This window comes from Paenibacillus durus ATCC 35681 (assembly GCF_000993825.1).
Taxonomy (GTDB): Bacteria; Bacillota; Bacilli; order Paenibacillales; family Paenibacillaceae; genus Paenibacillus_AQ; species Paenibacillus_AQ durus_B.
The window spans coordinates 227,196-242,518 of record NZ_CP011114.1 but is presented as its reverse complement, the minus strand read 5'-3'; the positions used below and the strand labels follow the sequence as shown (position 1 = coordinate 242,518).

Sequence of the window (15,323 nt, the reverse complement as noted above, 5' to 3'; positions counted from 1 at the left end):
TTATCAAACTAGAAATCCTTTTATTTTATTCGATAGATTAGATACATATGTAAAATCATACAAATTAAAATGTGCAAAAGGTAACTTTTGTCCCAAAGTTTTTTCTACTTTCATCAGAACATCTATACAGTTGTTAATGTTCAGACCTTGTGTAAATGTTGATTGGATACCCTCAATGTTTGGAATAAATTGGCTAATTATTGAAATCACTCTATTGTATAAGTTTTGATCAATTGGTTCTGTAACTTTAATTTCTTTTAATTGAATTTGAGAAAATCCGACGCAATTCCCCCTAACTTCCCTCAAAATAGAATAATTATTCAAATCATGAGAGTTTTTGAATTCTACAAATTTACTAATAAAATAAGGTGTCACAAAACTGTTTCGATTAATAAAGACATACTTTCCATTTTTCCAGGGGACAATATGCGGAATTCCTAAGGTATAGAATACTGATTTTTTATCTAAATAAAGCTGGTTTGCTTCAATTATATTTTCATGTGACTTCACTTTAACTGTTTTTTCAATCATAAAAGGCAGAGTATCACTAGTTTCAACTGTTGTTGTAACTAGAACGATATCTTTTGAAAAGGCTTGATCACACCTAGCTTCAAATTCCCTCCTAAGCGATAAATTATCAGTCCCTAAACTTAGATTAATAATATCCGGTTTTAATTCAATAGCCATATCAAGAGCTTCAAGAAGCGTTTTTGAAGAACAACGGCATTGATCATTAAGAACTTTAATGATTATCAACTCTATGGAATCACCACAGAATTCATCTAACATACCTATTAAAGCTGTAGAGTGACCATGACCATCTACAATCGTTTTTTCTTCCGATAAATTGTACTTATATTTAATCTTGGCCTTTATTTGAGAACTTTCATCTATTCCACTATCAATAAGAGCTATCGTAGTTTTTTTATCTTTAACAACCTCAGCTTGTCCTCGCATTACCAGACAACCTTAGTATAATAAGGTTTCATTTGAGTACAAACCTCATTTCGATAATCTTCAACCGAGAAGATGCTGCGGTCATGACCAGGGCATGGGGAAGCACAAAAATATCTCACATTACAGGAAGCGCATGGTTGCATGGCATCAACTATAGGTAAAAGATATAGCTTTTCTAATTTGCCTTCAAGTAAATCAGTAATGTTCCCTAAAGACTTATTTCCTCTTTTAGTCAGAAAACAAGGGTAGACTTCCCCATCACAAGAAATTAGAATTTTGGAATCTAAATCACAAACACATTTAAAGTTGGCTGTATTCTGCAGTTGATCTTTTTCATTTGCTGTGAGAATATCCATGGCATTTATTTTTATGGGAGGACTAAGCATTTCATAATTTTCTTCACCTCTCCCTTCAGGACTGAATGCCCGTATAGCAGATTTAACATCTAATGATAAGCACAGTTCTTTAAACTCATTTGCATGAGAAATATTATGCTTTGTTAAAACCATTGAAAGGCTAATATTCGTAATCCCCTCTTTTTGTAAATTCTTAATTGTAGTCATCACTTTCTCAAAAACTCCCGGACCGCGAACAAGAGTCACGCTGTGTTCGTTATATCCATCAAGACTAATCGAGACATAGTCCACCAAACTTTTGAGTACCGGAACCTTATCCTGTTTGAGAAGTGTGCCATTAGTCATTATCTCAATAATGCCAGTGTAATTAGAACGAGCGTAACTTAAAATATCCCATATATCTTTTCTTAGGAATATTTCTCCTCCGGTAAAAACAAGACTGGAGACATTATGAATTTCACACCAATTAATAATATTTTTTATATCTGCTATATCCATATCTTCTCTTAGAATATCCCCGCAACCTACACAACAATGGGTACATCGCAAGTTGCACCCTGTTGTGATTTCTATACTCACACTCTTTATTTCTGATGAACTTTTTAATGACTCTGTAGAATAGTCAGTAATCTCGATCTCCTGTAGTTTTCGGAGTAAGTTCATCATGTATTCTTGCGTTTCATGATCCTGACACTTTTCTAATATCTCATTTGCATTATACTGTTTAGAAATACAATCATTTAAAAAATCATAAACATAATCAGGGCATTTAATCCAAAGACCATTGATAACATTTCCTAAGATTACTTCATTATTATTTTTTAGTAATCTAAAATTAGTATTAAATTTCAGAACATTAGATGTAATCATAGTTCCTCCTAATTAATAATTTTTTGTTCGGTTTAAAATTAATATAAAAAAAGGCAGAAAAGTGCACCAATTAGTACACTTTTCTTTTTAAAAGATTCATGCTAAATAATTATCTGAGTATTAACTGAAAATACTTGCTTCAGCGGTTCTTGTCCAACCACAAGAAGCTATATTTGTCTGGTGCGCATAAAACACCTGACAGTCATCCCAGCAACCATAACCTTTTACATCTAATTTCAATTCTTCTTTCTTTTCTGGATTAATCTTCAATTAAATCACCATCCTTCCTAAATCGGTATTTTTTATACCGCACTAAATTAAGGCAATATAAAGACAATTATTGCTTTCTTATAACGCGAAATTAGCTAAAAATTGAATCTCGAGCAGTTTTTTTCCATCCACATCCAAGTTCAATTGGATTATTAGAAACAAGAACTTGGCAATCATCCCAGCAACCGTAACCCTTAACATCCAATTTAAGTCCTTCTTTTTTTTGCGGATTAATTTTCATTTTCTCACCTCCCTTCAAATCAGATGAAATTCACAAACTTTAACTTTAATTCAATTTGTCAACTTTGATAAACATATGAACTCTCTAAACGTTCATAAGCACAAAAAAATCCACTCGGCTTGTACATCTCACCAGTCATTTTATAATTCACAAATATGCATCTCGAACTTGTACAAGACTTGAAATATGAACACCCTTTGCAATCTTCCCGTTGACTATGGTCAGTAGGAAAAGTATGTAACTCATATTTAGCACCATTACTTATATTCCCTAGACAGAATGCTTCTTCCCCTACAACATAGTTGCAAGGATATATATCTCCATTTGCATTGATCGAAAAGCTGCTTACTCCTCCGCTACAATCACCCTGAACTTTTAATTTTTTGTTCATTATTGACAAATTAATATCTTTTTTTTCTTTTGCGAATCTTTCAAGTTGTCTAAACTGTTCTTTAAGGGTTGAAAAGTGCTGATCGTTCCAATCCTCATCAAAAAAATTGGGTATCGGTTTTATTTCTTTAAAACCAAGCCCTTCAGCAAACAGAACATTTTTATATAGATCTGCGACATTATCTGAACTATAGGTTATCCTCGCTGTTGTTCCGGGAATATTTTCCAGTAAATAAGTTAAATTAGATTCTATCATTCCCCACGATGGTTTACCGTTTGCATATATACGATGTTTATTATGATTTTCTGGAGTTCCATCAATGCTAACTGATAAAATAAAATTATGCTCAGCTAAAAAGTCAATGTTTTTGGATGTTAAAAGGGTCCCATTAGTAGTCATCATAAAGTACTTTTCGATTTTAATTCTCTCTAACGCTGTAATAATCTCTTCAACTAACGCCTTATTAAGAAGAGGTTCTCCACCAAAAAAATTAACCGTCAAACTTTCTGATTTATTAAGGCTTAACGCTCTATTGATAAAAATAATAAGTGAATCTACATATTCTGTATTGAAGTATAATTTCTCTCTCAGTCCAGAAACATAACAGTAATCGCAACTTAGATTGCAATCGTTAGTAACAAAAACATGTATAATCATCACTTTCAACTCCAGTATCTAATAACATAATATGACATAATTTTCTTATTCGATTACATAATATTACATTAAAACTTTTTTTATATAATATATGACATTTACAATTACATTTTTTAGTTGTATATTAATCAATCATCCATTTAACGGATTTTATTTATATCTTTTATATAATAACCCTTTAAATATTTTTACAAATATGTATATATAAGAAGGATAATAGTTAATCCTGAATCCGTGAAGCGAAATACTGAAAAGGTTAGAAAAAGAGACCCCAGTGAAGTAATATAAAGAAAAAGGGAAGAATTCCCGTATTTCTTGAACTCACCTGGGAGGTGCACAATGAACCCCGTCCATTTTTAACTAGATCAGTCCGTGGAGTGGCTGAGCGCTCATACCGGTTTGGCCCTCATTGGCCTGCTTCTTTCACATACCCGGCTTGCCAAACGTCTCATTCGGCACTCGCTACCTGGTGCACAGCACCCCATGGTCACTCATCCAGATGTACTCTATGCCTATCTTGGACTGCTGTGCCAAGGCAAAAGCGATTTTGACCAGATTGAGCCCTTTCGGGAGGATCGGTTCTTTGCGAAATCCTTAGGCCTTAAACACGTCCCGTCCTCGCCACCCTCCGGCAGCGTCTGGATTTGGCAGCCGCCCACAGCTACGACTGGCAGACGATTTTGCTCAAAGAGTCGGCGGACTTACTACGCGCCTTGAACGCACTGCTGACCCCTGTTCCAGTCACGCTCCCAAAAGGGAAAGCGTTGTCCTGGCCACCGCTGGATCTGGATGTCTCGCCGTTCGACAATAGCCACACGAAGAAAGAAGGCGTGTCCCTGACGTACAAAAAGGTGGACGGCTATGCGCCGTTTTTTGCCTATCTCGGACAGGAAGGCTATGGAGTTAATGTCAATCTGCGCGAAGGCAGCACGCATGTGCAAAAAGAAGCGGCCGGCTGCATTTCTATCGCACAGTCTGGACTATGCCCGCCGCAACCGATTTGCCGCTGCTCGTGCGCATGGATGCTGGCAACGCTGCGTTGGAGAATTTGAACGTATGCTTGAACGAAAACGTGGATTTTATCGTCAAGCGCAATCTTCGTCGGGAGTCGCCGGAGGAATGGCTGATGATTGCCAAGCAAGACGGAATCTGCTGTGAAGAACGGGAAGGCACACGCGTCTACTTGGGCGCGATGGAATGGAACGAGAAGAAGCTGGAACGTCCAATTCGCGTCGTGTATCAAGTCATTGAGCGAACGATGGAAGCCGATGGGCAGCTCCTGTTGGTGCCTCGGATAGAAGTGCAGGTGTTTTTCACAACACTGACCTGTTCGCCATGGCAAGTGATTCGGCTCTACCGTAACCATGCCACGAGCGAACAGTTTCACAGCGAACTCAAGACGGATCTGAATTTGGAGCGACTGCCCTCGGATAAATTTGCCACGAATGACTTGGTCTTGTGTGCTGGCCTCATGGCTTATAATTTGCTGCGGGTCATCGGGCAAATTTCGCTGCAAGAACCGGATGCCCCGGTACGAACAAAGGTCCACCGCAGACGGGTAAAAACGGTCATAGAGAACCTGATCTGGCTGGCTTCGCGCATGGTGGAGCATGCGAGGCAAACGAAGATCCGCTTCGGAAGGCACAGTCCCTGATTTCCGACGTTTCGGCGAATTTATATGAGCTTGTCGGGTTAAAGAGTAAGGAACCTATGTTCGAAAGGGGCTTGTTCCAAGGCATGCTCTGTTTCCCCATGCCTCATTTTAACCAAATCCGCTCTCTTCTATGATTGACACACGAATCGCTGCAGCAAAAGGGAGAGCCTCCTTAGGCTTTGATTATTTCACGAATTCAGGAAGAATATAATGGAAGTTACATTTTGTAAATACAATCATTGAACTGTAAATATCATGCTTGATTTTTGGTCTATCTTTGATAGACTCACCTTAAGACTACAGACACCCCCAACCGGCAGATGTTGTTTCTTCTAGCGAACTCTCCCGCATCACAGACTTGCCTGCTCACTCTAATAGTTGTTCATTAATCCGGCAGATTGGAGATCATTCCATATGAAAAAACTAAGACATCTCTTGAACACCGATATTTACCGCTGGCTGAAACAGTGCATGACGGGAAAATGGGGCGCGCTGTCCGTTATCATTATTTTAAATGTAATCATTTCACTAAGCGGCGCCGTTCTTGCCATTGTCTCGAAGCAGGTGATTGATCATGCCGTAGAGGGCAGCATGCGCGTCAGCGGCATATACGCAATCGCTTTCGCCCTGATTCTGATCCTTCAGTTAGCACTTTCTTCAATGCTGACCCTGCGAACCGTGAAGCTGAGAGAGGCAATGAACAATGATTTGCAGCGGAACTTTATGGACCGGCTGTATAGAGCAGAGTGGAGCGCGGCCGGAAAATACCACAGCGGCGATCTGTTGACGCATCTGACCAACGATGTTGCCAATATTACCGACGGCTTGGTTAACACCCTGCCCAGCATCATTTCCCTGATTGCCCAGTTTGCGGCGGCCTTCATTACTTTGCTGTATTTTGACAAGACGCTGGCACTGTTCGCTTTTCTGCTTGGACCTGTGTCCGTGCTCATCAGCTGGTACATAGGCAGCAGGCTGAAGAAAATGCAGCATCAGATTCAGGCCGCGGAAAGCCGCTATCGTTCCCTGCTGCAAGAGTGCGTCCAAAATCTGCTGATTGTGAAGACATTCGAGCACGAACAAGACAGCCTGCAAAAGGTGCAAGCCTCTCAAGCGAACCGGCTGTTCTGGATACTTAAACGCACCCGGTTTAATGTTGCCGCAGATTTGACTATGGGGATCGGATACCGGCTCGGCTTTTTTCTGGCCTTCATTTGGGGGGCATACCGCATATCTATCGGAGCTGCCAGCTTTGGGATGTTTACCGCTTTTTTGCAGCTTGTAGGACAAATTCAGGGACCGCTTGAAGGTCTTGCCCGTACGTTCCCTGTCCTGATCGCTATGATTACATCAGCGGAACGGCTTATCGTCTTTCAAAAATTGGAATCGGAAAATAAGAGAGAGAATCTTCCCTCCATTCGGGACGGCATATCCGGTCTGCAAATGGAGCATGTAGTATACGGCTATGAGGCGGATAAGCCGATTCTTACCGGTGTTTCTCTCCGCATTCGGCCCGGCGAGCTGATCGCTCTCATCGGCACCTCGGGCGAAGGCAAAACCACCCTGCTTCGGCTTCTGCTCGCGTTAATCAAGCCCCAGACCGGGGATGTCTGCATTATCGGCAACAATCATGAACGGATCAGCCTTTCCGCTGATACAAGGTCTTATTTTTCCTATGTTCCGCAGGGCAATACTTTATTCTCCGGCACGATTGCGGACAATCTGCGGATCGGTCATCCCTCAGCCACCGAGGAGGAAATCAACGCAGCCATTGAGGCCGCTTGCGCCCGGGGCTTTATCGAGAAGCTTCCCCAAGGCATTGATACGGTTATCGGCGAACACGGCTCCGGCTTATCCGAAGGCCAGGCCCAACGAATCGCGATTGCCCGCGCGCTACTGAGGCCGACGCCGATCCTGCTTCTCGATGAAGCGACATCGGCGCTTGACATGGATACGGAGTGGACCGTCCTGCAAAATATCCGGAATTTCCAGCCCCCGCGAACATGCATCGCCATCACCCACCGTTTATCCGTATTTGATGTATGCGATCACATCTACCGCTTGTCCAAAGGCCAACTGTTCGAACAAAAAAAGGAGCTTGTTACTCACTAAGAGTAGGCAAGCTCCTTCTTCATAAATCAAAAAGAGACCTCAAACCGTAGAACCGTCCGAAGTCTCTTCTTTTGTTTCAGTCCTAGGAGAATGAATACCAGGTGTGCACACCGTCAGAGTAACTGGCATCAGGTTTGGTCTTAAGCAGATTCCCATACTCTGTGCTGCTCACTTTAAGCTCTTTTACTTCCGGCTTTTCCCAAACTTTCTTGCTCATGCACTTCACCTCCTGATATTGTAAAAATATTGCCACTTGTCCTTAAAAACCATGTTTAGCATGAAGGAGATTTGCAATATTTTTATCTACAATACAATACTTTCTCCCAAAAATCAAGAATTTTGATCGTTATTACGAACGGCTTTTCCACTCAAAGCTATTAATAATTCAGAAAAATATCGCAAATATTGGTGTTTATGGTGATGAAAGCTGCTTCAGTCTATGAATTATGCCCTTGATTTGTTCATCAACTGTAAAACCCGCCTCCGGGCGTTCGATATGAAAAACAGGCAGGCTTGAAGCAAGCCTGGAGCAGCGAATAAAGTGTTCGCTCTGTTTTCCCATAAATTCGATGATCTCCGGACGATAGATATTCCGTAAGATAACCATCAATTTCTCCGGACCCTTTATTTCAGAGACCGCTACTTCAGAACCTGGATGCGTGGTCAATTCAAAGAGCGCGTCCAGCCTTTTCGGAGCCTTAATAAACTCCCCGTCCATTTGCACATGATACTTGTCCCGGACACCCGGAATTCGGTTCAAGGAATCTACGCTGCCAAAGATCTTCTCAGCCGTATCCCGCCACAGCTTCTGCCTTGGAAAAGAGGGGACAATCCACGATTCTCCCCTCTCGTCTTCTTGGAGTGCCGCAATATCATCCGCCAAAAAAGAACACCCGCGCCTATTCAGCGCCGCCGCCAGCGTCGATTTGCCCGCGCCCGATTGACCGGTGATGATAATATGCTTACCCGCCAGCGCCAGAGCGCTGCCATGAACCGGAAGCAGGCCGCGCTGCATCAAGAGCACGCCCATGCAGGTGCCAAGGATGAACAGCACATGAGCCTCCGGCTCGCAGTCTTCACTTTTTTCCGCGATGATCTGCTTGCCGTCCAAGACCAGAAACGTGCCGATATCTTTAACGCGAAAGGCAAAGCCGTCGTTCTCTACGACCGTATACGCATGGGAATCTTGTGGACCGGGCACCTCTACAGGCACTTTTCCCTCTCGGATATACACTTCAGGCGGCCCTTCCGCCGGGAGCAGGCCTTCAAGCAGAAAGTTGGACGCTATATTAAACCCAAAAGCTTTGTAACGAAACTCGAAGTCATGATCGCTCATTTTACCCCACCTCAGGCCATGGATATCGTATCGAATGTTAAGAATACCGCCGCTTGAAATCTTCGATGAATCTGGAGAAAATGACGGCCGTCAAAATGGATCTGACCAGACTATCCTCCGCCTTGCGCACATCCCCGCTTGCTTTGGCAAGATTCTCCTTGAGCTTATCAACTTCTACGTATGCCTCTAAGCTCCCTTGTTCCAAGGCTTGCTCGGCTTCGGCCAGAACCTCAGGCCAGATCGGGGCGAGCCTGTACATCCAATCCGCACTCTGAAGCCCTTTGGCAATAATGTTCAGCCGGATCGGGTCCGGGAGTACGCCCTTCATCGCCCGGCGCAGCAAATACCGTTCTTGGCCGCTTCGCACAAATTGTCCGGAAGGAATCGCCATGCAGAACTCAAACACGCGTTTATCCCGGGAAGGGTCGCGAATGGTAATTCCATTGGCTAATGACAGCTTGGTTTCCACCGCCCCTATGTGCGTGAACGGCAGCGGACTGGTCCTTGCCTTCCTGTCTTCTTCATAATCCGGATAACGGCTGATCGGCGTATTCGCTTCAATCTGATCCAGCCTGCTGGTTACATTCCATTTGCCAACAAGCGACCTTTTGACGACCACATTGGTAAAACGATCGAACTCCCGCAGCCGCGTCCGGTTCTTCCATAGCTTCAAGCGGTGCGGCAGCACTACCGGAATCGCACTCCGCAGCACTTTGGTTACCGGCTCATTCACCAATCTGCTGAATCCATACAGCTCCCGGGCAGCCGAGACAATTCTCCCTTGTCTGGACAGCGTTACCAGATGAACCGCGAAGTTGCCGTACGAGATCGTATTGTTGCCTGTCTGTCCATTCAGCATAATGGTGCAGTTTCTTGAGGCGGCCATTTTTAAAAATGAATGATACCAGGTCATATTTTGAAAAATCTTATACGGCTGCTCAAAGATCCGAATCAGCTCGTCGATATCGGTCATGCAATTTTTGTCCGCAAAACTGCTGTACGTAATATCAATATTAGGATACGTCTCGGCGATGAGTCCCACTTCACGGGATTCGTTATAAATGGTCATTCTGGGCGGCCGCTCGTTGAACTCCGGAACCGGAATGGATGTGAAGCCGTACAGCTTCTTGCCCTGTTCAGCCAGCTTGGGCGCCGCGGCACAGGCAATCGACCCGGAATCCATCCCGCCGCTCAGGAAAATCCCCGTCTCGCCCGCACTTCTGAGCCGGCAGGTCACTGCTTCGGAGAAGCAGCGGTTGAAGGCTTCCACGTATTCTTCATCTGTCTTGAAACGGATCGGCTTGATATCCCTTAACGGCTCCCAATACTTTTTCTTGGAAAAACCTTCGGCGCTTACTATTCCATAATGCGCAGGCGGCAGCTGGTAAATATTCCGGTATACCGTTTCTTCACATTCCATTTCATGCTGAATTCCGTCTATCGCCAAAAAGTCCGCAATCCATTTTTCATTCAGCTCGGCCTGCTCGCCGAACAGCTCCAATAACGGCGTCTCTATTGTACAGAAAGCAAAAAAACCACGCTCATAAGTATAATACAGCGTCCTTGATCCCATGGCATCGCGAGCGAGAAAAAGCTCCTTCTTCCCGGCATCCCAAATGGCAAAGGCATAATCGCCAATCAAGTGCTCAGGACATGAATATCCCCATGTCTCGTAGGCCCGGAGAATAAGCTCACTGTCGGTTATAACGGGTGATTCCCCCGGTTTCAGCTTGAATTGCTCCAGCAATTCAGCACGGTTATCAATGATCGCGTCCGCTGTAATGACCAGGGTTTGACCCTCATTGAAGCGCGGTAATTGTTCCATTTTGGACTCAGGCGTGTTATAAATAATTCCGCAGCCCAAATGTACGGAGCGATCGCTCCATTCCTCTGTACGCTGAAAAGAACAGACTTTCAATTTCCTGAAAATGGACGACCCGGCCGGGGCAGCATCCGCATCGCTTCCAAACCTATAAATCCCGCTAATTGCACCCATCCTGTCCCCTCCGAAATCTCGTCTCCTTGCAGCTGAAGATTGCAGTATGTAATTAATTTATCATCTTTGTTGTACTTTATAAAGAACAAACTGTCATTCCCCGCAAAAAGAGAATACCCGTTTATCCCGCCTTACGAAACGAGCTTTAACCGCCTGCATACATTCGAATGTTAATATATTCGTAACACGAATAGTACCTGGTACTAAGAGTTCATGCTATAATAGCATCGTAATTACTATTACCTTTCATATATGGGAGATGGATTAGTTGATGAAAGAGCAATGGATAGCCCCGGAACGCTACAATATGACGTCTGAGATGGAACGCCATCCGTCCGGCAAGCTTGCGCTTAAATGGTTGAGCGATAAAGGGGAATACGAGGAAATTACGTATGGCGAACTGATGAAGCTGGCCAACCGGCTGGCCGGAGGCCTGGCGGGGCTGGGACTGCGTCAGGGCGACCGGGTCCTCGTTATGGTTCCGCGCAGAATCATCGCCTATGTTATATATCTGGCCTGCTTGAAGCTTGGGCTTGTCATCATTCCTTCTTCGGAAATGCTGCGCTCGAAGGATCTCGACTATCGGCTCCGCCACTCCGAAGCCAGAGCGGTCATATCCTGGTCGGAGGTGACGGGAGAAGTGAATAAAATCGCGGATGACCTGCCCGCGCTCGAGTTCCTCCTCTCGGTTTCGGCAGATGGCAGTGAAGCCGAATCCGGCTGGGTGGCACTGGAGGGGCTGATGGAAGGCCAGCCGGATACATTTGCCGCAGCTCCCACCACCCGGGATGATATGGCGATTCTCGCTTACACCTCCGGCACCACCGGTAACCCGAAGGCGGTTGTTCACAGCCATGGATGGGGCTATGCGCATCTGCGCATCACTTCGCTGTGGCTTGATATTCATGAATCGGACACGGTATGGGCAACGGCCGCTCCCGGCTGGCAGAAATGGATTTGGAGCCCGTTTCTGTCGGTACTCGGCAATGGAGCCACCGGCTTTATCTATAATGGCGCTTTTCAGCCCAACCGCTATTTGCAGCTGATTCAGGAGCGTGATATCCACGTCTTATGCTGTACGCCGACAGAATACCGGCTTATGGCCAAAATTGACGGACTCGGACGGTATGACCTTTCCCGCCTGCGCTGCGCCGTATCCGCCGGAGAGCCTCTGAACCAGGAGGTCATCAACGAGTTCAAGCGCCATTTCGACATCACCATCCGCGACGGCTACGGGCAGACGGAAAGCACGCTGCTGATCGGTACGCTCAAGAACATGCCGATCCGTATCGGCTCCATGGGTCGGGCAACCGCTCAGGGGATGATCGATGTCGTGGACGAGAACGGTATTCCTCTTCCTCCAGGCGAGGTCGGCGATATTGCCGTTCATGTGAGCATGCCGGCTTTGTTCCAGGCGTACTACAAAGAACCGGAACGCAAAGCGGGCAGCATTCGCGGCGAATACTTTATTACCGGCGACCGGGCGGCCAAAGACGAGGACGGCTACTTCTGGTTTGAGGGACGCGGCGACGACATCATTATCAGCTCCGGGTATACAATCGGGCCCTTCGAGGTGGAGGAAGCGCTGATGAAGCATCCGCTGGTCAAAGAATGCGCGGTCGTAGCCAGTCCCGACGAAATCCGGGGGCATGTGGTTAAAGCTTTTGTCGTGCTCAAAGACGGAGTCTCCGGCTCGCCGGAGCTTGCGAAAGAACTGCAGGCGCATACCAAGGCAATCACGGCTCCCTATAAATATCCGCGCAAAATCGAGTTTATCTCCGACCTCCCGAAGACAAGCTCGGGCAAGATCCGCCGCGTCGAGCTGCGGGCTCGGGAGTTGGCGGCGAAAGCATAATTCCGGCCGATTTCAATACTAAAGAAGAAACGGCTGCGCCGTCCTGTTAGGGACGGTATCGTTTCTCGTAGAAATATAAGGCAAATGATAAGCGCGAAGCTTATACTTTCTTATATTTTAAACGCAAACATCCCCGTCAGGCCTTAAGCCTGGCGGGGTTATCCATTTTACTCTTTTACTCACAGTGTTTCTAGCCTCAGAATACAGCATTCTATATCAATTACAGATGTGAGTTGACTGTCATTTCATTCGTATCGATTATTAGACCAATTGCCTTCATTAAATCAAATCCAATAATACCATCAATCTCCATACCATAGTCCATGCTTCCAATCTCGACCTGAAAATGTGAAATCGAGTGACCATCGAAATGGATGGCTTCCAAGAATTTGGTGTATACGTACTCCACTCCACCTACTCCTCGAATGGTATCCACAACATCATTTTCTTCAGGAATAATCCCAATCTCCCGGACCAAATCAGCATTGAAAAGCGTACTTGCCGATCCCGTATCGAGCAGCATCTTATTCAGTTCAAGTTCTTTCCCCCTAAAAACAATCACTATTCTTACAAAGGGCAATCCGTATTCCTCAGTTATATTCATCTTGGCCCTCGAACTCCAACATAACGTTCCCTCGCTATCAGTTCCGGTCGGGATGTGTGGAAGAAGCAATATTCGCGGTCAGGTTCTTGCCGGTGCAGTTCGCTGTAGCGGCGAAGTGCCTCCGTAGAATCGGCAAACGCATCGATTACAACCACTTCTTCAATATATCGATGACCTCCATCGGAGTGAGCCTTCGTTGCTTCCAAAACAACCCATTCAGCCGGAAACCGTTCCTGTACTTCTTGCCAGCGCATTTCGCCACCTCCAATTGCTATTGCTATTATTGTATCACAATCAAGGCATCATTCCTTCGGATGAACGGATTCATAATGATCGCGTATTTCCCGGTTTTTTGCGTATATATACAAATCCAAGGCTTCGATTCCTCTGCGGGCAAGTTTAACGAACAGAAAAAACCCATAAATCCCCAATCCAATGGATATAAGCCACCTAATGAAAGTTAAAAGGACAAACCCTCCTCCATAAAATACACCTGGTTGATGCAAGGGATCTTCATCTCCTTTGCGCGAAGCAAATTTTCATTAAGTGTACCCGTTGTGGTTAATTCTGTAAATGATTAGGATCTCGGAAATCCGGCGGTATTCTGCGCGCTGAGCCGGTTCGGATGGCCGCCCCGATAACCGCGCCGCGCACGTGCTCTACCACTTTTTCATTAAAAATACTCGGGATAATATACAGCTCGTTGAGTTCATCCGGCTGAACCACCGCCGCGATTGCGCGGGCTGCCGCCAGCTTCATCTCCAGATTGACGGTTCTCGCCCGGCAGTCAAGAGCACCCCGGAACAAGCCCGGAAAGCACAGCACATTATTGATCTGGTTCGGATAATCGCTTCTGCCCGTCGCCAGAACACGCACATGCGGCTCTGCCAGCTCCGGCTGTATTTCTGGAATGGGATTCGCCATCGCAAAGACGATGCTGTCTTGAGCCATGCTTTGGACATGCTCGACGTTCAGGATGCCGCCTCCGGCCACCCCAATGAACACATCCGCCCCCTTCACCGCTTCTCCCAGCAGACCCTGGATACCCTCGGGATTGGTAGAGAAGGCAAGTTTCCGCCATTCCTCGTTCGTATAGGGCACACCTTTGCAGAGGATGCCTTCCCGGTCGACCGCGCACACATGCCCGGCTCCCGCAGCCAGCAGCAGATTGCAGATGGAGACTCCCGCCGCGCCGATGCCGGCGACGACGATTTTGGCCGTCTCCAGCGTCTTGCCAACCACTGTAAGCGCGTTCATAAGTCCTGCCAGGGCGACGACCGCCGTACCATGCTGATCGTCGTGGAATACAGGAATATCTAGATCCTCCGCAAGCCTCCGCTCGATGTCAAAGCAGCGCGGAGAGGAGATATCCTCCAGATTGATGCCGCCAAAGCCGGGGGAGACCGCCTTGACGATTCTAATGATTTCATCCGGATCTTTCGTATCAAGACACAGCGGAAAAGCGTCGATTCCGGCCAATTGCTTGAACAGCATCGCTTTGCCTTCCATTACCGGCATGGCGGCTTCCGGTCCGATGTCCCCCAGGCCCAGCACCGCAGTCCCATCGGTCACGACCGCAACCGTATTGCGTTTCATCGTTAATGTATACGCTTTCGAATTATCCTCCGCAATAGCCATACTAACCCGCGCTACTCCGGGAGTATACACTTGCGACAAATCCTCGCGGTTTTTGATTGGCAGCTTTGGGATAATCTCGATTTTGCCGCCCAGATGAGCCAGGAACGTCCGGTCGGATACATTGATCACTTTAATTCCCGGCATTTCCGACAATACGCGGATAATCTCCTCGTTGCCGGCGTCGAGCACATTCACCGTAATATCCCGGGTCGTGATCTCCCTGCCCGCGCGGATAACGTCTATAGCGACAATATCCCCGCCCGCCGCGGCAATGCCGGAAGCGACATCCCCGAAGGAAGCAACCGACTTCTCGATATCCAGCCGGATAATCATCGTTGTTGCAATCGTCATAATGAGCCCCCTTGTCCTGTACTTATGCTTTCACT

General features: G+C 46.1%; 13 protein-coding genes and 1 pseudogene. 3 read left to right on the top strand and 11 right to left on the bottom strand.

The genetic code is table 11. The features are described 5' to 3' along the window. Positions 1-3 precede the first annotated feature (3 nt). From VK70_RS01120 to VK70_RS01110, 5 genes are all read right to left on the bottom strand, one after another. Positions 4-957 (bottom strand): S8 family serine peptidase, encoded by a 954-nt coding sequence (locus tag VK70_RS01120; protein ID WP_025695559.1) that lies wholly within the window; start codon positions 955-957, stop codon positions 4-6. Further along, positions 957-2,183 (bottom strand): radical SAM/SPASM domain-containing protein, encoded by a 1,227-nt coding sequence (locus VK70_RS01115; RefSeq protein WP_025695558.1) that lies wholly within the window; start codon positions 2,181-2,183, stop codon positions 957-959. Before VK70_RS01115 ends, VK70_RS01120 begins: the two co-directional genes overlap by 1 nt. 120 nt (positions 2,184-2,303) lie before the next feature. Then, positions 2,304-2,453 (bottom strand): hypothetical protein, encoded by a 150-nt coding sequence (locus tag VK70_RS28170; protein WP_155986908.1) that lies wholly within the window; start codon positions 2,451-2,453, stop codon positions 2,304-2,306. A gap of 91 nt (positions 2,454-2,544) precedes the next feature. Further along, positions 2,545-2,694, bottom strand: a complete 150-nt coding sequence (locus tag VK70_RS28165; RefSeq protein ID WP_155986907.1) for a hypothetical protein — start codon at positions 2,692-2,694, stop codon at positions 2,545-2,547. 58 nt (positions 2,695-2,752) lie between these two features. Next, complete coding sequence (locus VK70_RS01110; protein WP_025695557.1) at positions 2,753-3,742, bottom strand: radical SAM/SPASM domain-containing protein; 990 nt, start codon at positions 3,740-3,742, stop codon at positions 2,753-2,755. Between the two features lie 372 nt (positions 3,743-4,114). On the opposite strand from VK70_RS01110, the pseudogene VK70_RS01105 reads away from it, so the two are divergent. Next, positions 4,115-5,396 (top strand): annotated as a pseudogene (locus tag VK70_RS01105) (IS1380 family transposase). A 414-nt stretch (positions 5,397-5,810) separates the two neighbouring features. Continuing rightward, on the top strand, positions 5,811-7,508 hold the full coding sequence (locus VK70_RS01100; RefSeq protein WP_025694099.1) for an ABC transporter ATP-binding protein: 1,698 nt from the start codon (positions 5,811-5,813) through the stop codon (positions 7,506-7,508). Positions 7,509-7,590: 82 nt separating this feature from the next. On the opposite strand, the gene VK70_RS29195 is transcribed toward VK70_RS01100, so the two are convergent. The 3 genes from VK70_RS29195 to VK70_RS01090 all read right to left on the bottom strand — a co-directional run bounded on the left by VK70_RS29195 (position 7,591) and on the right by VK70_RS01090 (position 10,840). Further along, positions 7,591-7,725, bottom strand: coding sequence for a hypothetical protein (locus VK70_RS29195; RefSeq protein WP_267885647.1), 135 nt, complete (start codon positions 7,723-7,725; stop codon positions 7,591-7,593). Between the two features lie 195 nt (positions 7,726-7,920). After that, positions 7,921-8,844 carry a phosphoenolpyruvate carboxykinase (ATP) gene (locus tag VK70_RS01095; RefSeq protein WP_025694098.1) on the bottom strand — a complete coding sequence of 308 codons (924 nt, stop codon included), beginning with the start codon at positions 8,842-8,844 and terminating at the stop codon, positions 7,921-7,923. 37 nt (positions 8,845-8,881) lie between these two features. Beyond that, positions 8,882-10,840 carry an asparagine synthase-related protein gene (locus VK70_RS01090; RefSeq protein WP_025694097.1) on the bottom strand — a complete coding sequence of 653 codons (1,959 nt, stop codon included), beginning with the start codon at positions 10,838-10,840 and terminating at the stop codon, positions 8,882-8,884. Between the two features lie 271 nt (positions 10,841-11,111). Here VK70_RS01090 and VK70_RS01085 point away from each other — a divergent pair, with 271 nt between their 5' ends. Further along, complete coding sequence (locus VK70_RS01085) at positions 11,112-12,695, top strand: acetate--CoA ligase (RefSeq protein WP_025694096.1); 1,584 nt, start codon at positions 11,112-11,114, stop codon at positions 12,693-12,695. Between the two features lie 220 nt (positions 12,696-12,915). On the opposite strand, the gene VK70_RS01080 is transcribed toward VK70_RS01085, so the two are convergent. From VK70_RS01080 to VK70_RS01065, 3 genes are all read right to left on the bottom strand, one after another. Further along, the gene (locus VK70_RS01080) at positions 12,916-13,299 is read right to left on the bottom strand and encodes a retropepsin-like aspartic protease (RefSeq protein WP_025694095.1); all 384 of its coding nucleotides are present in this window, start codon (positions 13,297-13,299) and stop codon (positions 12,916-12,918) included. Further along, positions 13,296-13,553, bottom strand: coding sequence for a hypothetical protein (locus VK70_RS01075; RefSeq protein ID WP_025694094.1), 258 nt, complete (start codon positions 13,551-13,553; stop codon positions 13,296-13,298). The genes VK70_RS01080 and VK70_RS01075 overlap by 4 nt, the downstream gene beginning before the upstream one ends. A 307-nt stretch (positions 13,554-13,860) precedes the next feature. After that, positions 13,861-15,288 carry an NAD-dependent malic enzyme gene (locus tag VK70_RS01065; RefSeq protein WP_025694092.1) on the bottom strand — a complete coding sequence of 476 codons (1,428 nt, stop codon included), beginning with the start codon at positions 15,286-15,288 and terminating at the stop codon, positions 13,861-13,863. Positions 15,289-15,323 lie beyond the last annotated feature (35 nt).

What these genes read in the sequence shown, in the direction of transcription:
- VK70_RS01115 (WP_025695558.1), bottom strand. Translation starts at nt 2,183, where the DNA reads ATGATTACATCTAATGTTCTGAAATTTAATACTAATTTTAGATTACTA.
- VK70_RS28165 (WP_155986907.1), bottom strand. Translation starts at nt 2,694, where the DNA reads ATGAAAATTAATCCGCAAAAAAAAGAAGGACTTAAATTGGATGTTAAG.
- VK70_RS01085 (WP_025694096.1), top strand. Translation starts at nt 11,112, where the DNA reads ATGAAAGAGCAATGGATAGCCCCGGAACGCTACAATATGACGTCTGAG.
- VK70_RS29195 (WP_267885647.1), bottom strand. Translation starts at nt 7,725, where the DNA reads ATGAGCAAGAAAGTTTGGGAAAAGCCGGAAGTAAAAGAGCTTAAAGTG.
- VK70_RS01120 (WP_025695559.1), bottom strand. Translation starts at nt 957, where the DNA reads ATGCGAGGACAAGCTGAGGTTGTTAAAGATAAAAAAACTACGATAGCT.
- VK70_RS01075 (WP_025694094.1), bottom strand. Translation starts at nt 13,553, where the DNA reads ATGCGCTGGCAAGAAGTACAGGAACGGTTTCCGGCTGAATGGGTTGTT.
- VK70_RS01100 (WP_025694099.1), top strand. Translation starts at nt 5,811, where the DNA reads ATGAAAAAACTAAGACATCTCTTGAACACCGATATTTACCGCTGGCTG.
- VK70_RS01095 (WP_025694098.1), bottom strand. Translation starts at nt 8,844, where the DNA reads ATGAGCGATCATGACTTCGAGTTTCGTTACAAAGCTTTTGGGTTTAAT.
- VK70_RS01065 (WP_025694092.1), bottom strand. Translation starts at nt 15,288, where the DNA reads ATGACGATTGCAACAACGATGATTATCCGGCTGGATATCGAGAAGTCG.
- VK70_RS01090 (WP_025694097.1), bottom strand. Translation starts at nt 10,840, where the DNA reads ATGGGTGCAATTAGCGGGATTTATAGGTTTGGAAGCGATGCGGATGCT.
- VK70_RS01080 (WP_025694095.1), bottom strand. Translation starts at nt 13,299, where the DNA reads ATGAATATAACTGAGGAATACGGATTGCCCTTTGTAAGAATAGTGATT.
- VK70_RS01110 (WP_025695557.1), bottom strand. Translation starts at nt 3,742, where the DNA reads ATGATTATACATGTTTTTGTTACTAACGATTGCAATCTAAGTTGCGAT.